Genomic DNA, 15,037 nt, shown 5'->3' with positions numbered 1-15,037 from the left:
CCCCTCGTCGCGGCCTGACCATCAACTGCGCAACGCCGCTTCCAGCTGATGGCCGTGCAGCCAGAGTTGGCCGCTACTGCCGGCGCTGAGCGCGTGAGCAATGCGCCCGAACCATTGCGGTTGCAGGCGCAGGGCAGTGCGGTAGGCCTCCAGCGCAGCCTCCATGCGACGGGCTTCCTGCAATGCCACGCCCAGGTTGAGCGCGGCATCGGCGTAGTCGGGGCGCAGCGCCAGTGCGCGGGCAAATGCCTCGACGGCGTCATCACGCTGCTGCAAGTCCTGCAGCGCCAATCCCAGGTTGAACCAGCCCTCGGCCACCTCCGGGCGCAGCTGCACCGCTTGCGCGAACGCAGCGCGTGCGGCGGGGAGGTCGCCCTGTTCGCGCAGCGCAGTGCCCAGGTTGAGTACGGCTTCCATCGCCTGCGGCGCCAGCGCGACTGCCTGGCGCAAGGCCTGAATGGCTTCCTGGTGGCGCCCCATGGCAGACAGGCTGTTGCCCAGATGGAAGTGGGCTTCGCTCAGGTCGGGCTGGTAGCGTGTGGCAGCGTCGAAATAGCCGATGGCGCCGTCCAGGTCGGCAGCGGCCTGGGCAATCTTGCCGGCAATGATCAGCGATGGCACATGCTGCGGACGTGGTGCCAGGCTCTGCAGGATATGTTGCCGGGCTGGCGTCAGTGCCTGCCGCTGCAGTGCCAGCATGGCCAGCAACTGATGTGCGGCCGGATGCTGCGGCGCCTGCGCCAGCAAGGCCAGGCACAGTGCTTGAGCCTGCGCGAAACGACCGGCGTTGTAATGCTGCAGGGCGGTGCCCAGCAATTGCTCCGGGGGTGTCGGTGAGGTCATCATGGTCGCACTGGGCAGGAAGCAAGCGCGCGTTCAGCCCGCCGTACGCTCGACGATCACATAGTGCTTGCGCATCGCCTCCACCACCTCGAACACGCCCTTGAACCCGGCCGGGATCACCATGGCATCCCCCGGGCCGGCTTCGGCAGCCAGTCCTTGCTCATCAATGACGCGGCAGCGACCTTCCAGCACGTAGAAATATTCATCTTTGGTGGGCGCGAAGGCAATGCGCCAGCTGCCTTTTTCGCAGGCCCAGATACCGGCGTTCATCTCGCCGCTGGCGCTGCTGAAGTGGTTCCAGGTGGTGCGCAGGGGATTGCCGTCCAGGCGGCGCTCTTCGTGCGGGTGGTCGTGTTCGGGCGCGGGGGAGGCGAGGCGGAATTGGGTGATGGCGGTCATGGCAGTCGGCTGGCGATAGGGAGAAAAGAGGAGCGCTCAATCAAAGGGCTGCAGTGTACCAGCAGCGTGCCACTGCCGCGCTGGCCGGCACCAAGTCCGTCGGCCCCGGTCACACCGGGCATGGACAGGATCGAGGAGGCAGGCATGGGCAAGATCTGGATCGGTATCTCCGGCTGGCGTTACGCGCCCTGGCGCGGCAGTTTCTACCCCAAGGGGCTGCGCCAGGATGACGAGCTGGGCTATGCCTCGCGCATGCTGCCCAGCATCGAGCTCAACGGTTCCTTCTATGCCTTGCAGCGGCCGGAAAGCTATCAGCGCTGGTACGAGTCCACGCCACCCGGCTTCGTCTTCAGCCATAAGGGCAATCGCTTCATTACCCATACCCGTCGGCTGAAGGATATCGATGGCGCCCTGGCCAATGTCTTCGCCTCCGGTGTATTCAGCCTGAAGGAAAAGCTGGGCCCCTTCCTGTGGCAGTTCCCGCCCAGTTTCAGTTATGAGTCCGAGGCGCTGGAGCACTTCCTGAGCCTGCTGCCGCACGATACCGAAGCCGCACAGAAACTGGCACGTGGACATGAGCCGCGCATGGAGGGCAGGGTGCACCTGGAAATCGACCGGAAGCGCAAGCTGCGCCATGCCATGGAAATCCGCCATGACAGCTTCGTCGACGAATCCTTCATCAAGCTGCTGCGCAAGTACAAGGTCGCGCTGGTGGTGGCCGATGCGCCCAGGAAATGGCCCTACCAGGAAGACGTCACTGCTGATTTCATGTATCTGCGCCTGCACGGTGACAAGCGTCTCTACCAGAGCGGTTACAGCGACGAGGCCATCGACGCCTGGGCCGAACGCATCCGGGCCTGGGCTGAAGGCGGTCAGCCGGCGCAGGGCCCGCGCATTGCGTCCAGTGCGCCACGACAGCGCGCCAGTCGTGATGTTTATTGTTATTTCGATAATGATATAAAGGTCAAGGCACCGTTCGACGCCCGGCGCCTGATTGAGCGCCTGGGGCTGAAGCTGGACCTGCCCGAGCCCGGCGAACCCTTGGAATGGCACAAGTGATCAGTTTCGTGGACTGAAAACTGACAAATCGCAGTTGCTTCCATATAATAATGATTCTCATTATTAAAAATCAAGCTCATGGAAGCCCGGCTACTCGACAGGCAGGAAAGCGATGCATTGCAAAGGATGTACAGCGGCCATCACGGCTGGCTGCTGCAATGGCTGCAACGCAAGCTGGGTAACCGTGGCGACGCGGCCGATCTGGTGCAGGACACCTATATCCGGGTGGCCACAGGGCGCAGCATGCCGCTCCCGGAGCAGGCGCGCCCGTACCTGGTCCAGATCGCCAAGCACCTGATGATCGACCTGCATCGGCGTCGCAAGCTGGAGGCGGCCTATCTGGAGGCCCTGGCAGTCTTGCCTGAAGCCCATGTGCCATCCCATGAAGACAGCCTCATCGTGCTGCAGACCCTGGGCGCAATCGATGCCGCGCTGGAGGACCTGCCGCTGAAGGTGCGGGAAACCTTCTTCATGTCGCAATTCGACGGCATGACGTATAGCGCTATCGCCGCGTCCTTGGGCATCGCCGTTGCCACTGTTCGCAAGCACATGCTCACTGCCACCCGGGCCTGCTTCCTCGCCATGCAGCAGTGCGGCGAACCCGTCTGCGCATGCTGAGCGCCGTGACCCTGCAGCCGGCTTCAGCGGATTGCCCCTCCGGAGATGCCCTGGATCAGGCCTTGCAATGGTTCGTGATCCTGGCCTCCGGCGAAGTCACCCCCGCGCAACGGCAGGCCTTCGCCACCTGGTTGGCGGCCAACCCTGCCCATGCCAGCCAGTGGGAAGCGGTGAGCCGCTTCCAGGGCATGCTGCAGGGCATGCCGTCACAGGCGGCCAGCCAGGCCTTGCGTCGCGGTGCAGCAGGCCGTCCTGCCAGGACGAGCCGGCGTCAGGTGCTGGCCTTGCTGCTGGTCGCCGGCACCGGGGCGCTGTGCTACGACCGCCGCCACGCCTACCTGGCGCTGACCGCCGATCAGCGCAGCGCCGTCGGCGAACGGCGCGAGTTGGTGCTGCCCGATGGCAGCAGACTGGTGCTCGACAGCGATAGCGCTGTCGATATCCGCTTCGCCGATGGACTGCGGCGGCTGGTGCTGCGACGCGGTGCCATCATGGTCGAGACCGCGCACCTGGCAGCTTGGGCAGAGCAGCCCTTTTATGTCGATACGGCCCAGGGGCGGGTGCAGGCTTTGGGGACACGCTTCGTGGTGCGCCAGGAAGCGTCGCCCGGATGGCGCCAGGCCGGCCGCAGTCGGGTCGAGGTGATGGCAGGTGCGGTCCGCATCACCCCGGCACGCAACGCCGTGGGGAGCGCGCTGGTCGGGCAGGGGCAACAGGCGGTTTTCGACGATCTCACCGTGGGCGCGGTCGCTGTGCTCGATCCGAACGCGCAGGCCTGGACCCAGGGCATGCTGATCGCCCGCGAGCGGCCCCTGGGCGATCTGCTGGCTGAACTGGGGCGTTATCGACCGGGCCTGTTGCAGGTTGATGATGCGGTGGCGCAGATCGCCGTCAATGGCGTCTTCCCGCTGGAAGATACCGATCGCGTGCTGGCGGCGCTGGAGCATGCCTTCCCCATCCGCATCCAGCGTCACACGCGTTACTGGACCCGGGTGGTCGCTGCCGCACAGAAAAAATCGGGCCAGCCATAGCACTTTTGGATTCTCGTTCGTAAAGCAGATGAAGACCTTCACTTTTCATCGCTAACGAGGATAACAATAATGCGCCATCAGTCGCTTCGTTCTACCGCCACCGCCCACAGCGCCCACGGTACCGCCGGTGCAACCCGTCCGCTCAGGGCGTTGTCCACTACCGCCCATGTCCTGATGGCCGGCAGCCTGCTGCTGGCCGGTGCTGCGCTGGTCATGCCGGCCAGTGCCGCCACACCGGTGGCGGCCGAGCAGAGCCTCCCATTGTCCATTCCCGCCGGTCCGCTGGACCAGTCCCTCAACCGCCTGGCCGCCAGCGCGCACCGCCTGCTGGTGGTCGATCCGGCATTGCTGCGCGGCAGGCAGGCGCCGGCCGTGGAAGGCAATCTGCCGGTGAGCCGCGCGCTGGAGCAGTTGTTGTCCGGAAGCGGGCTGGTGGCCGATCAACGCGAGGATGGCAGCATCCACGTACGCAAGTTGCCGCCGCAGTCCTCCAGCCTGCCGGCCCTGACCGTGGTGGCCACCAGTACCGTCGATCCTGGCGCTGGCCTGCAGCGACCGGCCAGCAGTGGCGCGCTGGGATCGCGCTCGCTGCTGGAGACGCCGTTTTCCATCACCGTGGTGGACAAGGAAGAGATCCAGGAGCGCCAGGTCACCACCGTCGAGCAGGCGTTTCGCTACGACCCGTCGGTGACCTCGGCCAGCGGCGAATATGGGCGCGGGTCCTCGCTGCTGGTGCGTGGCCTGGGCATCGATGACACCAATGGCTTCAAGATGGATGGCCTGGCCCTGCCGGGCTGGGGCAACGACCTGTTGCCCATGGAAGTATTCGAACGGGTGGAACTGCTCAAGGGGCTGTCGGGCTTCATGTATGGCTTCGGCTCGCCGGGCGGGATCATGAACTACGTGCTCAAGCGGCCCACCGACGAGAATCTGTTCGCCGTCGATGTCGGCTACAAGACCGGCTCGCTGTTCTCCAAGCACATCGACATGGGTGGTCGCGCCGGCGACGACCAGCGCCTGGGCTACCGGATCAACCTGGTGCAGGAGCAGGGCGGCACCTACTTCAAGGGCGGCTCGCTGGATCGTACCGTGGCCTCGCTGGCCACCGACCTCAGACTGACCCCGGACCTCAAGCTCAGTTTCGATACCGTCTATGCCCGTCGCAAGTCCAACGGCAATGCCTTTTGGGGCATGAGCCTGGCCAGCGGCCTGGACCTGCCGACGGCCATCGATCCGCGTACCCGCCAGCAACCCGAAGGCGCCTATTTCAGCAATGAAAACATCGTGGTGAGCACCGGCCTGGAATGGCAGCTCAACCCGGACTGGAAATCCAGCTTCAACTATCGCTACGCCCGTGAAGACGTGGATTACGTCTACGGCGACATCAGCATCAATGATGCGCTGGGCAATACCAGTACGCAGGTCTATGGCGGGCTCTACAGCTTCCAGTACCAGCAGCTGCAGGCCATGCTGGAAGGCAAGCTCAAGACCGGTGCGATCGGTCACCAACTGGTCTTCGGCGCCAGTCGCCAGCAATACGAGGTGCTGTCGGACCGGGCCTCGACCAGCACGGCCGTGGGTAGCGGCAACATCTACCGCGATTCGCTGCTCAGCGTGGGCAGCATCAGCAACGCCGGCCATTCCCAATACCGGGGTTCGGAGATCGTGCAGAACGCACTCTTCGCCAGCGATACCCTGAGCCTGGGCGAGCAGTGGTCGCTCATCGGCGGGTTGCGCTACACCCGCTTCGACCAGCGGGGTTACAACCGGGTCGGCGTGCAGACGACGACCTACCAGCGTTCCCCGGTCACGCCCACGGTGGCGCTGATGTTCAAGCCCCTGGCCGGCCTGACCACCTATGTCAGCTATGTCGAAGCGCTGGAGCGCGGTGGCACGGCGGGCGATACCACGGCCAATGCCGGCGAGGTCATGCCGCCCCTGAAGAGCAAGCAGATCGAGGCCGGCGTGAAGGTCGAGCAGGCCAACTGGAGCGCCACGGCGGCGGTGTTCCGCATGCAGCGGGCGGCGGAGTATGTCAACGCAGCCAATACGCTGGTGCAGGATGGCGAGACCCGCTACCAGGGCCTGGACCTGTCCGGTCGCTATGCGCTCACCCCGGCGTTGAACCTGGAGGGTGGCCTCATGTGGCTGGACGCCAAGTACCAGAGCGATTCCGCCGACCTGGCCGGCAAGCAGGTAGTGGGCGCGCCGCGCATGCAGGCCACCGCCGGTGTGCGGTACCGCGTCGCGGGCGTGGCTGGCCTCAGCGTGAACGGCGGCTTGCGCCATGTGGGCCGCTCCAAGCTGGACACGGGCGCACCCCAGCGTGAGTTGAGCGCCTACACCGTCATGGACGTTGGTGCCGTCTATCGCACCCGCCTCAGCGGCAAGGACGTCACCTTCAATGCCCAGGTACAGAACCTGGCCGACCGTCGTTACTGGGTCTACAACGGCGACAGCTACATCTTCGCCGGTGCACCGCGCACCCTGAGCCTGAACGCGCGCGTGGAGTTCTGAGAGCAAGGCTTGCCGGATCGCGCCATTGGCCGGTCCGGCTTTTTTGCGGCAAGCAAGGAGATCGGGTGAGCAGGGGCAAGTCAAGACGTGGATGGGGCGCGGGCATGACGCTGGTGGCACTGGCAGCAGTGCTGGGCGCGTTGGCCTGGTCGTGGGGGCAGGCGGGGCCGCAATACGATACGGTCGCGGTGACGCGGGGCGATGTGGAAGCCAGCGTGGTGGCGGTCGGCAAGCTGCAGCCACGGCGTTTCGTCGATGTCGGCGCGCAGGTGTCCGGGCAGATCCAGCACCTGCATGTGCAGCCCGGCGATACGGTCAAGAAGGGCCAGTTGCTGGTCGAGATCGATCCGAGCGTGCAAAAGGCGACGGTCGATGCCGGGCGCGCCGCCCTCAGCGGGCTGCGTGCGCAACTGGCCGAGCAGCAGGCCCAGCATGCCTTGACACTGCGCCAGGCGCAGCGCCAGCGTGCGCTGGACGCCGGTGGGGCCACCCGTACCGAGGACGTCGATATCGCCGAAGCCGCGCTGGCCCAGGCCGCCGCCCGCGTGGTCCACATCCAGGCCCAGATTACCCAGAACGCGGCCACGGTGCAGGCCGACGAGGTACGGCTGGGCTATACCCGCATCTACGCGCCCATGGATGGCACGGTGGTCAATGTCGAGGCCCGCGAAGGCCAGACCCTCAACGCTACCTACCAGACGCCCGCCATCCTGCGCATTGCGGACTTGTCCGTGATGACGGTGTGGACCGAGGTGTCCGAAGCCGAAGTACGCAAGGTGCGGGCCGGCATGCCGGTCTATTTTTCGACCCTCGGAGGCGACCCACGGCGCTGGCAAGCGCAGGTGCGCCAGGTGCTGCCGGCGCCCAGCGGCGAGGGCAAGAGTCTGGACAGCGCACTGGCGCCCTCCAGCAACAAGGTGGTGGTCTACATGGCCCTGTTCGACGTCGACAATCGCGATGGCGCCTTGATGCCGCAGATGACGGCGCAGGTCCATTTCGTCGTGGCGGCGGCACGTGACGTGCTGGTGGTACCGCTGGCGGCTGTGCGCAAGGACAGGGAACGCCTGCTGGCACGGATACAGCTGCCCGATGGGCGCATCGAGGAGCGTGAACTGCGCGCGGGCGTGCGTAACCGGATCAGCGTGGAAGTGCAGCAGGGTGTGCAGGCAGGTGAACAGATCGTCATTGCAGAGAAACCTGGCCGGCGCGGTCTGCCGAGGTTCCAGTTGTGATGGCGGCCGCGACCGCCGCTGCCCTGATTGAACTGCGCGGCCTGCGCAAGGACTATGGCGGCCAGGATGGCGCCCCGGCGGTGCAGGTGCTGCGCGGGGTGGACCTGCAGATACGCCAGGGCGAATTCGTGGCCATCGTGGGCGCATCCGGTTCGGGCAAGTCTACCTTGATGAACATCCTCGGTTGCCTGGACCGTCCCAGCGCTGGCCAATATCTGTTCAACGGCAGCGATGTCGCCGCCTTCGATGCCGACCGCCTGGCCTGGCTGCGGCGTGAGGCCTTTGGCTTCGTCTTCCAGGGCTACCACCTCATTCCCACCGAATCCGCCTGCGAAAACGTGGAATTGCCCGCCATCTACGCCGGCCTGCCCGAACCCCAGCGGCGGCAACGGGCGGCGGCATTGCTGGCGCGGCTGGGGCTGGCGCAGCGCCTGGACAACCGGCCGCACCAGCTCTCCGGCGGCCAGCAGCAGCGGGTGTCGATCGCCCGCGCTCTGATGAACGGCGGCCGCATCATCCTGGCCGATGAACCCACCGGGGCGCTGGACAGCCAGAGCGGCGCCGAGGTGATGCAGTTGTTCCATGAACTGGCCGATGCCGGCCATACCATCATCCTCATCACCCATGATCGTGAGGTGGCCGCTCAGGCCAGGCGTGTCATCGAGGTGCGCGATGGCACCATCATCGGTGACAGTGGCGCGGCCACGGATGCACCTGCACAGGCCATGCCCGATCTCCGCGAAGCTGCCGCCAGCCAGCCACCGGCGCGCCGCTGGCGGGACGAATTGCGCGAGGCCGCGCGGGCCGCCTGGCGGGTGATGTGGGTCAACCGCTTTCGCACCGCGCTGACCTTGCTGGGCATCGTCATCGGCGTGGCCTCGGTGATCGTGATGATGGCCATCGGCCTGGGCACGCGCCAGCAGGTGGTGGCGCAACTGGGGCGCTTCGGCTCCAACCTGATGTACATGGCCGCCATCGGCGAGAGTTCGCGCATTCCGGGGCGCAGCATCACCCTGCAAGACCTGGAGGCGGTGGCCGACCTGCCCAACATCACCCATGTCCTGCCCAATGTGACGGGCAACAAGGTGGTGCGCCATGGCAACCAGGATATCCAGACCTATGTCCGTGGCACCGGGGCCGGCCTGCCGGAGGTCCAGACCTGGCCGCTGGCACGGGGCGCCTTCTTCACGGCCGAGGACGAACGCGAACTGGCCTCGGTGGCGGTGCTGGGCCACCGGCTGGCGCGCGAGCTGATGCCGGAGGTACCGGACCCGGTGGGGCAGATGGTGTTGATCGGCAATTCGCCGTTCCAGGTGATCGGCGTGATGAGCGAGAAGGGCGCCCTCAGTGGGGACCGCGACGAAGACAACCTGTTGCTCATGCCCTTTTCCACGGCCGGGGCCAAGGTCTTCGGCCAGCGTGAGCCGACCTATACGGTCATGGCGGTGGCCGATGTCGGTCGCATCCAGGACACCCAGCAGCAACTGGAAGCCCTGCTGCTGGAGCGACATGGTATCCGCGACTTCAGCATCGGCAATGCCGCCGCCTCCATCGCCGCCGAGGCCAGCACGCGCGACACCATGACCATGATGCTGTCGCTGGTGGCGGCGGTCTCGCTGCTGGTGGGCGGCATCGGCGTGATGAACGTGATGCTGATGACGGTGCGCGAGCGCACCCGTGAAATCGGCATCCGCCTGGCGACCGGTGCCCGGCAGCGCGACATCCTGCGTCAGTTTCTTACCGAGGCGGTACTGGTGACGCTGGTGGGCGGCGCTGCCGGCGTGGGTCTGGGCGTGGCGGTGGGGCTGGCGCTGATGGCGGCCGGGGTGCCGCTGGTCTTTTCGCTGACCGCCATGCTGGCGGCCTTCGGCTGCGCCGTACTGACCGGGCTGCTGTTCGGCTACATGCCGGCGCGGCGGGCGGCGAGGCTGGACCCGGTGGTGGCGCTGAGCACGGCCTGAGCTGCTTGCGGGCGGCAAACGCATGCGGGCCGGTGGGGAGCGGCTATAATGAGGGCCTCCGTTAAAAATGTCGCTCCAACCAGGCGTCAGCATGGCAGCCGGCCCCGGCCAGCCTGCCCAGTTTCTGCGGCCCGCCCGCTCCGATATCGTGACCTACAGCATCAAAGAAATCTTCTATACCTTGCAAGGCGAGGGCGCGCACGCCGGTCGTCCGGCCGTCTTTTGCCGTTTTTCCGGCTGCAACCTGTGGACCGGGCGCGAGGAAGACCGCAGCCGCGCCATCTGCCAGTTCTGCGACACCGACTTCGTCGGCACCGATGGCGAGAATGGTGGCAAGTTCAAGAGCGCTACCGAACTGGCGTCCATGATCGACAGCCTCTGGCCGGCCAGCTATGCGCCCAGCAAGTACGTGGTCTTTACCGGTGGTGAACCGCTGCTGCAGCTGGATGCCGCCCTGATCGGGGCGATGCATGCGGTGGGCTTCGACATCGCCATCGAGACCAACGGCACCATTGCCGTGCCGGACGGGGTGGACTGGATCTGCGTCAGCCCCAAGATGGGGGCCGAATTGAAGGTGCTGCGCGGCAGCGAGCTCAAGGTGGTGGTGCCGCAAGCCGGCCAGCCGCTGGCGGAGTATGAAAAGCTGGATTTCCAGCACTTCCTGCTGCAGCCCATGGATGGCCCGCAGGCGGCCGCCAATACCCGCATGGCCATCGACATGGTCAAGCACAATCCCAAGTGGAAGCTGAGCATCCAGACCCACAAGCTGCTCAATATTCCCTGAGCGATTTTTGCTTTTTTCTTCATGCGGCCCTGCGCCGCGTGATTACAATGACCTCATCCCGGCCCGCTGCGCGCAAGCTGCGGAGGGCTTCCTTGAAGAAACATTCATGCTGACCATTACCCGCAAACTCGAATTCGACGCCGGCCACCGTATCCCGGACCACAAGAGCCAGTGCCGCAACCTGCACGGCCACCGCTATACGCTGGAAATCACCCTGACGGGCGCCGTCATCGATATCGAGGGCAATTCCGACAACGGCATGATCATGGACTTCTCCGACATCAAGTCCCTGGCCAAGGAACACCTGGTGGATGTCTGGGACCATGCCTTCCTGGTCTATGACAAGGACGCGCCGGTGCGCGACTTCCTGGCCAGCCTGCCGGGCCACAAGACGGTGGTCATCGGCAGCATCCCCACCGTGGAAAACCTGGCCCGTGAAGCCTTCGCCATCCTCAAGGCGGCCTACAAGGACCGCTATGGTACCGGCCTGCACCTGCAAAAGCTGGTGCTGCACGAAACGCCCAATTGCTGGGCCGAGATCACGGCCGACTGATGGACGCTTCGCTTCCGTTCGAGGCGGCGACGCCATCGACAGCACCGACGCCATTGGCGGCAACCGAAGCCGACCTGCGCCACATGCGCGCCGCGCTCGACCAGGCCAACAACGCCTGGGCGCTGGGCGAGGTGCCGGTAGGCGCGGTGGTGGTCAAGGATGGGGTGATCATCGCGACCGGCTTCAACCAGCCCATCGGCAAGCATGACCCGACCGCGCATGCCGAGATCATGGCCCTGCGCCGTGCCGCCGAAAAGCTGGGCAACTACCGCCTGCCCGGCTGTGAGCTGTATGTGACGCTGGAGCCCTGCGTCATGTGTTCCGGCGCCATGATGCATGCGCGCCTGGCGCGGGTGGTCTATGGCGCGGCCGACCTCAAGACCGGGGCCTGCGGTTCGGTGGTGAACCTGTTCGAGCAGGAAAAACTGAACCATCACACCGAACTGCTGGGTGGCGTGATGGCTGAGGAATGCGGGCAGTTATTGAAAGAATTCTTCGCCATGCGGCGCGAACAGGTGAAGCAACAACGCCTGCAGTCGACGTCCGCTGAAGGTGAACAACAAGGTGGAGCAGCATGACAGCAGGGCGCGAACTTCTCGACGGACTGGTGCCTGCTGGCACCGGCGTGGCCATCGTGGCCCCCTGCGGCCACGCCGGGCTGGACCCGGAGGGCGTGCAACGTGGCGTGGCCCTGCTTGAGTCGCTGGGCTGCCGGGTGCGCAACTTCTATGACCACGCCCACCGCTATCAGCGCTTTGGCGCCACCGACGAACAGCGCGCCGCGCAGTTGATGGAGGCCGCCGCCGATCCCGACATTGACGTGATCCTGGGGCTGCGCGGTTCCTACGGTATGAGCCGCATCCTGCCGGCGCTGGATATTCCGGCCCTGGCCGCCAGCGGCAAGCTGCTGGTGGGTTACAGCGATTTCACGGCGCTGCAGTGTGTCCTCTTGGACCAGTGCGGTCACGCCGGCTTCCAGGGCCCGATGCTCAATGGCGACTTCGGCGCCCAGGCCCCCAACTGGCAGGCACTGGCGACCTTCTGGCGTACCCTGACCTCGCCGCAGGTGGTGGTGCGCAACGACCAGGGTGAGAGCGATCCCGAGCGTCCCGCCATTGGCGACCGCCGTACCGATCCGCTCAGCCCGGAAGTGCGCTGCGAGGGCCGGCTATGGGGGGGCAACCTGGCCATGGTGGCGCACATGGTGGGCCATCCGCGCTTCCCCAGGATGGACGGCGGCATTCTGTTTCTGGAAGATGTGAATGAACATCCCTTCCGCGTCGAACGGATGATCCTGCAGCTGGAGCAGGCCGGCGTGCTGGCGCGCCAGCAGGCCATCGTGCTGGGCGATTTTTCCGGTTACCGGCTGGCCGAGATCGACAACGGCTACGATTTCACGGCGATGCTGGCCTTCCTGCGCCAGCGCATCGCCACCCCGATCGTCACCGGGCTGCCCTTCGGGCATGTGCGCGACCTGGTCACGCTGCCGCTGGGCGCCCATGCGGTGCTGGACGCGCAGGGTGCACAAGGCTTCACGCTGACCCTGTCGGATTACCCGTTCTTGCCTCTGCGCCGGGCCTGACGCCCGAGGGGGCAGGCGCGGGCAGGGTGCCTATTGCTCCTTGACCTCGACCTTCACCGCATCCTTTTCGACGGTGATCTTGCCGGGCTCGAAGCGTTTGCCATTCATCTGCAACTGTTCTGGGGTGAAGGTATAGAGCGCGTAGTCGCGCAGGAACTGGTCGGCGGCGGCGTTACCCAGCGCGGTCAGCTGCTGCGCATATTGCGGCGGCAGGTCGGTGCTGTCGACCTTGTCCACCTTGGGCGCGTCCAGGCGCAGCGAGCGGGTCGCCGGGTCGTACTTGAAGGCGCTGCTCAGCGTCAGTACGGCATTGACCGGGCGCTGCAGCAGCAGCGGGTTGGCAATCTGCGCATCGACCACGGTGTTCATGCGGTTTTCTCCCGGCAACATGCCCAGCCGCGGATTGCTCAGGGTGACATCGAAGATGTCCATGTAGCGCAGCTTGCGCGGAAACTGGGGCGCGATGGCGCTTTGCAGTTGCTGGCGGGATACGCTGTATTCGTTGGTCCAGATGTTGTAGCCGGTCTCGGCGGCCAGGGCGTGGCCCAGGGCCAGGGTCGAGAGCATCAGGGCGGCCGCAAGGGGTTTGGTGGCTTGCTTCATGCTTGCAGTTTCCAGAGTGACAAAGTGGGTAGAGCCTCATCCTGGGGCTAAAAATCCCGCGCAATTGTAAGCTGGAGACGGCCAAAGCAGGTTTGGGAATGTTTTTTTGATAAGTTTTGCGCACTCGCCACGGGCCGCAGACAAGCCGTGGCGGGCGCGCAGTGGTAAAATCCGCCGTTTCGCGTGCCGTGGCTGTGGCCTGGACTGGCGCACGCAAGTGACATTTTTGAAAAGGTTTTCGCAGTGCTATCCACCGCAAACATCACCATGCAGTTCGGCGCCAAGCCGTTGTTCGAGAATATTTCCGTCAAGTTCGGCGATGGCAATCGCTATGGCCTGATCGGCGCCAATGGCTGCGGCAAGTCCACCTTCATGAAGATCCTGGGTGGCGATCTGGAAGCGTCGGGCGGCAACGTCAGCCTGGACGTCAACGAACGTCTGGGTAAATTGCGCCAGGACCAGTTCGCCTATGAAGAGATGCGCGTGCTGGACGTCGTCATGATGGGCCACGTCGAGATGTGGGATGCCATGTCCGAGCGCGACGCCATCTACGCCAACCCGGATGCCACCGACGATGACTACATGAAGGCGGCCGACCTGGAAGCCCGCTTTGCCGAATTCGACGGCTACACCGCCGAAGCGCGTGCCGGCGAACTGCTGCTGGGTGTGGGCGTGCCTATCGAACAGCACAACGGTCCCATGAGCAACGTCGCCCCCGGCTGGAAGCTGCGCGTGCTGCTGGCCCAGGCCCTGTTCTCCAATCCCGACATCCTGCTGCTGGACGAACCGACCAACAACCTGGACATCAACACCATCCGCTGGCTGGAGGACGTGCTCAACGAGCGCAATTCCACCATGATCATCATTTCCCACGATCGCCACTTCCTGAACCAGGTCTGCACCCACATGGCCGACATGGACTATGGCACCCTGAAGATCTACCCGGGCAACTATGACGAGTACATGCTGGCCTCCTCCCAGGCACGCGCCCAGCAACTGGCCGTCAATGCCAAGGCCAAGGAAAAGGTCGCCGAACTGCAGGACTTCGTGCGCCGCTTCTCGGCCAACAAGTCCAAGGCCCGCCAGGCCACCTCGCGCGCCAAGCAGATCGACAAGATCAAGGTCGAGGACATCAAGCCGTCTTCCCGCGTGAACCCCTTTGTGCGCTTCGAAGGCGAGAAGAAGCTGCACCGCCTGGCCGTGGAAACCCAGGGCATCACCAAGACCTACGACCGCGACATCTTCAAGAACTTCAACATCATGGTCGAAGCCGGCGAGAAGATCGCCATCATCGGCGCCAACGGTGCCGGTAAGACCACGCTGTTGCGCAGCATCGGCGGCGACGTCACCGGCCTGCATCCCGATTCGGGCCAGGTGAAGTGGGCCGAGAACGCCAACGTGGGCTACATGCCGCAGGATCCGACCGAGGAATTTGCCGGTGGCGAAACCCTCACCGACTGGATGGGCAAGTGGACCCAGGAAGGCGACGACGACCAGGCCGTGCGCGGCATCCTGGGTCGTCTGCTGTTCTCCGGCGACGACGTCAAGAAGTCCGTGAAGGTGCTCTCCGGTGGCGAAAAGGGCCGCATGATGTACGGCAAGCTGATGCTGGGCCGCCATAATGTGCTGCTGATGGACGAACCGACCAACCACATGGACATGGAGTCCATCGAGTCGCTCAACATCGCGCTGGAAAAGTATGCCGGCACGCTGATCTTCGTCTCGCATGACCGCGAATTCGTGTCGTCGCTTGCCACCCGCATCCTCGAAGTGAAGGACGGCCAGGTGATCGATTTCCGTGGCAACTATGAAGACTACCTGGCCAGCCAGGGCATCGAATAACCCTCACCGCAAC

The 15,037-nt window shown here is 65.0% G+C and carries 14 protein-coding genes; 11 read left to right on the top strand and 3 right to left on the bottom strand.

The annotated features are described in order from the left end of the window. Nucleotides 1-21: 21 nt before the first annotated feature. A complete protein-coding gene (locus tag I5R65_RS02180) occupies nucleotides 22-846 on the bottom strand; it encodes a tetratricopeptide repeat protein (RefSeq protein WP_196872082.1) in 825 nt (274 codons plus the stop codon). A gap of 30 nt (nucleotides 847-876) precedes the next feature. Then, entirely contained in the window at nucleotides 877-1,242 is a 366-nt protein-coding gene (locus tag I5R65_RS02175) for a cupin domain-containing protein (protein ID WP_196872081.1), read from the bottom strand. A gap of 144 nt (nucleotides 1,243-1,386) precedes the next feature. On the opposite strand from I5R65_RS02175, the gene I5R65_RS02170 reads away from it, so the two are divergent. The 10 genes from I5R65_RS02170 (at nucleotide 1,387) to ldcA (ending at nucleotide 12,579) form a co-directional block, all read left to right on the top strand. Next, nucleotides 1,387-2,301 (top strand): DUF72 domain-containing protein, encoded by a 915-nt coding sequence (locus I5R65_RS02170; RefSeq protein ID WP_196872080.1) that lies wholly within the window; start codon nucleotides 1,387-1,389, stop codon nucleotides 2,299-2,301. Nucleotides 2,302-2,379: 78 nt separating this feature from the next. Next, nucleotides 2,380-2,919, top strand: a complete 540-nt coding sequence (locus I5R65_RS02165; protein ID WP_231395035.1) for a sigma-70 family RNA polymerase sigma factor — start codon at nucleotides 2,380-2,382, stop codon at nucleotides 2,917-2,919. Further along, on the top strand, nucleotides 2,913-3,950 hold the full coding sequence (locus I5R65_RS02160) for a FecR domain-containing protein (RefSeq protein WP_196872079.1): 1,038 nt from the start codon (nucleotides 2,913-2,915) through the stop codon (nucleotides 3,948-3,950). Before I5R65_RS02165 ends, I5R65_RS02160 begins: the two co-directional genes overlap by 7 nt. A gap of 69 nt (nucleotides 3,951-4,019) precedes the next feature. Continuing rightward, nucleotides 4,020-6,467, top strand: coding sequence for a TonB-dependent receptor (locus I5R65_RS02155; protein WP_196872078.1), 2,448 nt, complete (start codon nucleotides 4,020-4,022; stop codon nucleotides 6,465-6,467). Nucleotides 6,468-6,571: 104 nt separating this feature from the next. Then, the gene (locus I5R65_RS02150) at nucleotides 6,572-7,699 is read left to right on the top strand and encodes an efflux RND transporter periplasmic adaptor subunit (protein ID WP_196872153.1); all 1,128 of its coding nucleotides are present in this window, start codon (nucleotides 6,572-6,574) and stop codon (nucleotides 7,697-7,699) included. Continuing rightward, on the top strand, nucleotides 7,699-9,660 hold the full coding sequence (locus tag I5R65_RS02145) for a MacB family efflux pump subunit (RefSeq protein ID WP_196872077.1): 1,962 nt from the start codon (nucleotides 7,699-7,701) through the stop codon (nucleotides 9,658-9,660). Before I5R65_RS02150 ends, I5R65_RS02145 begins: the two co-directional genes overlap by 1 nt. A 148-nt stretch (nucleotides 9,661-9,808) precedes the next feature. After that, nucleotides 9,809-10,444: a 7-carboxy-7-deazaguanine synthase gene (gene queE, locus I5R65_RS02140; RefSeq protein ID WP_196872152.1), complete on the top strand. Its 636-nt coding sequence runs from the start codon at nucleotides 9,809-9,811 to the stop codon at nucleotides 10,442-10,444. Nucleotides 10,445-10,550: 106 nt separating this feature from the next. Then, nucleotides 10,551-10,997, top strand: coding sequence for a 6-carboxytetrahydropterin synthase QueD (queD, locus tag I5R65_RS02135; protein ID WP_006712655.1), 447 nt, complete (start codon nucleotides 10,551-10,553; stop codon nucleotides 10,995-10,997). After that, complete coding sequence (gene tadA / locus I5R65_RS02130) at nucleotides 10,997-11,575, top strand: tRNA adenosine(34) deaminase TadA (RefSeq protein ID WP_370545780.1); 579 nt, start codon at nucleotides 10,997-10,999, stop codon at nucleotides 11,573-11,575. Before queD ends, tadA begins: the two co-directional genes overlap by 1 nt. Then, the gene (gene ldcA, locus I5R65_RS02125; protein ID WP_196872076.1) at nucleotides 11,572-12,579 is read left to right on the top strand and encodes a muramoyltetrapeptide carboxypeptidase; all 1,008 of its coding nucleotides are present in this window, start codon (nucleotides 11,572-11,574) and stop codon (nucleotides 12,577-12,579) included. Before tadA ends, ldcA begins: the two co-directional genes overlap by 4 nt. Nucleotides 12,580-12,609: 30 nt before the next feature. Here the strand turns inward: ldcA and I5R65_RS02120 are convergent, their stop codons facing one another. Beyond that, complete coding sequence (locus I5R65_RS02120) at nucleotides 12,610-13,182, bottom strand: DUF1439 domain-containing protein (RefSeq protein ID WP_196872075.1); 573 nt, start codon at nucleotides 13,180-13,182, stop codon at nucleotides 12,610-12,612. 243 nt (nucleotides 13,183-13,425) lie between these two features. Here I5R65_RS02120 and I5R65_RS02115 point away from each other — a divergent pair, with 243 nt between their 5' ends. Next, nucleotides 13,426-15,024, top strand: coding sequence for an ABC-F family ATPase (locus I5R65_RS02115; RefSeq protein ID WP_196872074.1), 1,599 nt, complete (start codon nucleotides 13,426-13,428; stop codon nucleotides 15,022-15,024). Nucleotides 15,025-15,037: the final 13 nt, after the last annotated feature.

The organism is Herbaspirillum sp. AP02 (assembly GCF_015767275.1).
In the GTDB taxonomy this organism is placed as follows: domain Bacteria; phylum Pseudomonadota; class Gammaproteobacteria; order Burkholderiales; family Burkholderiaceae_D; genus Herbaspirillum.
Note: the sequence above shows the minus strand (reverse complement) of the source record. Positions and strands in the feature narration are given on the sequence as shown.

Bases quoted from the DNA above. Each gene is read 5' to 3' on its own strand.
- I5R65_RS02180 (WP_196872082.1), bottom strand. From the start codon at position 846: ATGATGACCTCACCGACACCCCCGGAGCAATTGCTGGGCACCGCCCTG.
- I5R65_RS02175 (WP_196872081.1), bottom strand. From the start codon at position 1,242: ATGACCGCCATCACCCAATTCCGCCTCGCCTCCCCCGCGCCCGAACAC.
- I5R65_RS02170 (WP_196872080.1), top strand. From the start codon at position 1,387: ATGGGCAAGATCTGGATCGGTATCTCCGGCTGGCGTTACGCGCCCTGG.
- I5R65_RS02165 (WP_231395035.1), top strand. From the start codon at position 2,380: ATGGAAGCCCGGCTACTCGACAGGCAGGAAAGCGATGCATTGCAAAGG.
- I5R65_RS02160 (WP_196872079.1), top strand. From the start codon at position 2,913: ATGCTGAGCGCCGTGACCCTGCAGCCGGCTTCAGCGGATTGCCCCTCC.
- I5R65_RS02155 (WP_196872078.1), top strand. From the start codon at position 4,020: ATGCGCCATCAGTCGCTTCGTTCTACCGCCACCGCCCACAGCGCCCAC.
- I5R65_RS02150 (WP_196872153.1), top strand. From the start codon at position 6,572: ATGACGCTGGTGGCACTGGCAGCAGTGCTGGGCGCGTTGGCCTGGTCG.
- I5R65_RS02145 (WP_196872077.1), top strand. From the start codon at position 7,699: ATGGCGGCCGCGACCGCCGCTGCCCTGATTGAACTGCGCGGCCTGCGC.
- queD (WP_006712655.1), top strand. From the start codon at position 10,551: ATGCTGACCATTACCCGCAAACTCGAATTCGACGCCGGCCACCGTATC.
- tadA (WP_370545780.1), top strand. From the start codon at position 10,997: ATGGACGCTTCGCTTCCGTTCGAGGCGGCGACGCCATCGACAGCACCG.
- ldcA (WP_196872076.1), top strand. From the start codon at position 11,572: ATGACAGCAGGGCGCGAACTTCTCGACGGACTGGTGCCTGCTGGCACC.
- I5R65_RS02120 (WP_196872075.1), bottom strand. From the start codon at position 13,182: ATGAAGCAAGCCACCAAACCCCTTGCGGCCGCCCTGATGCTCTCGACC.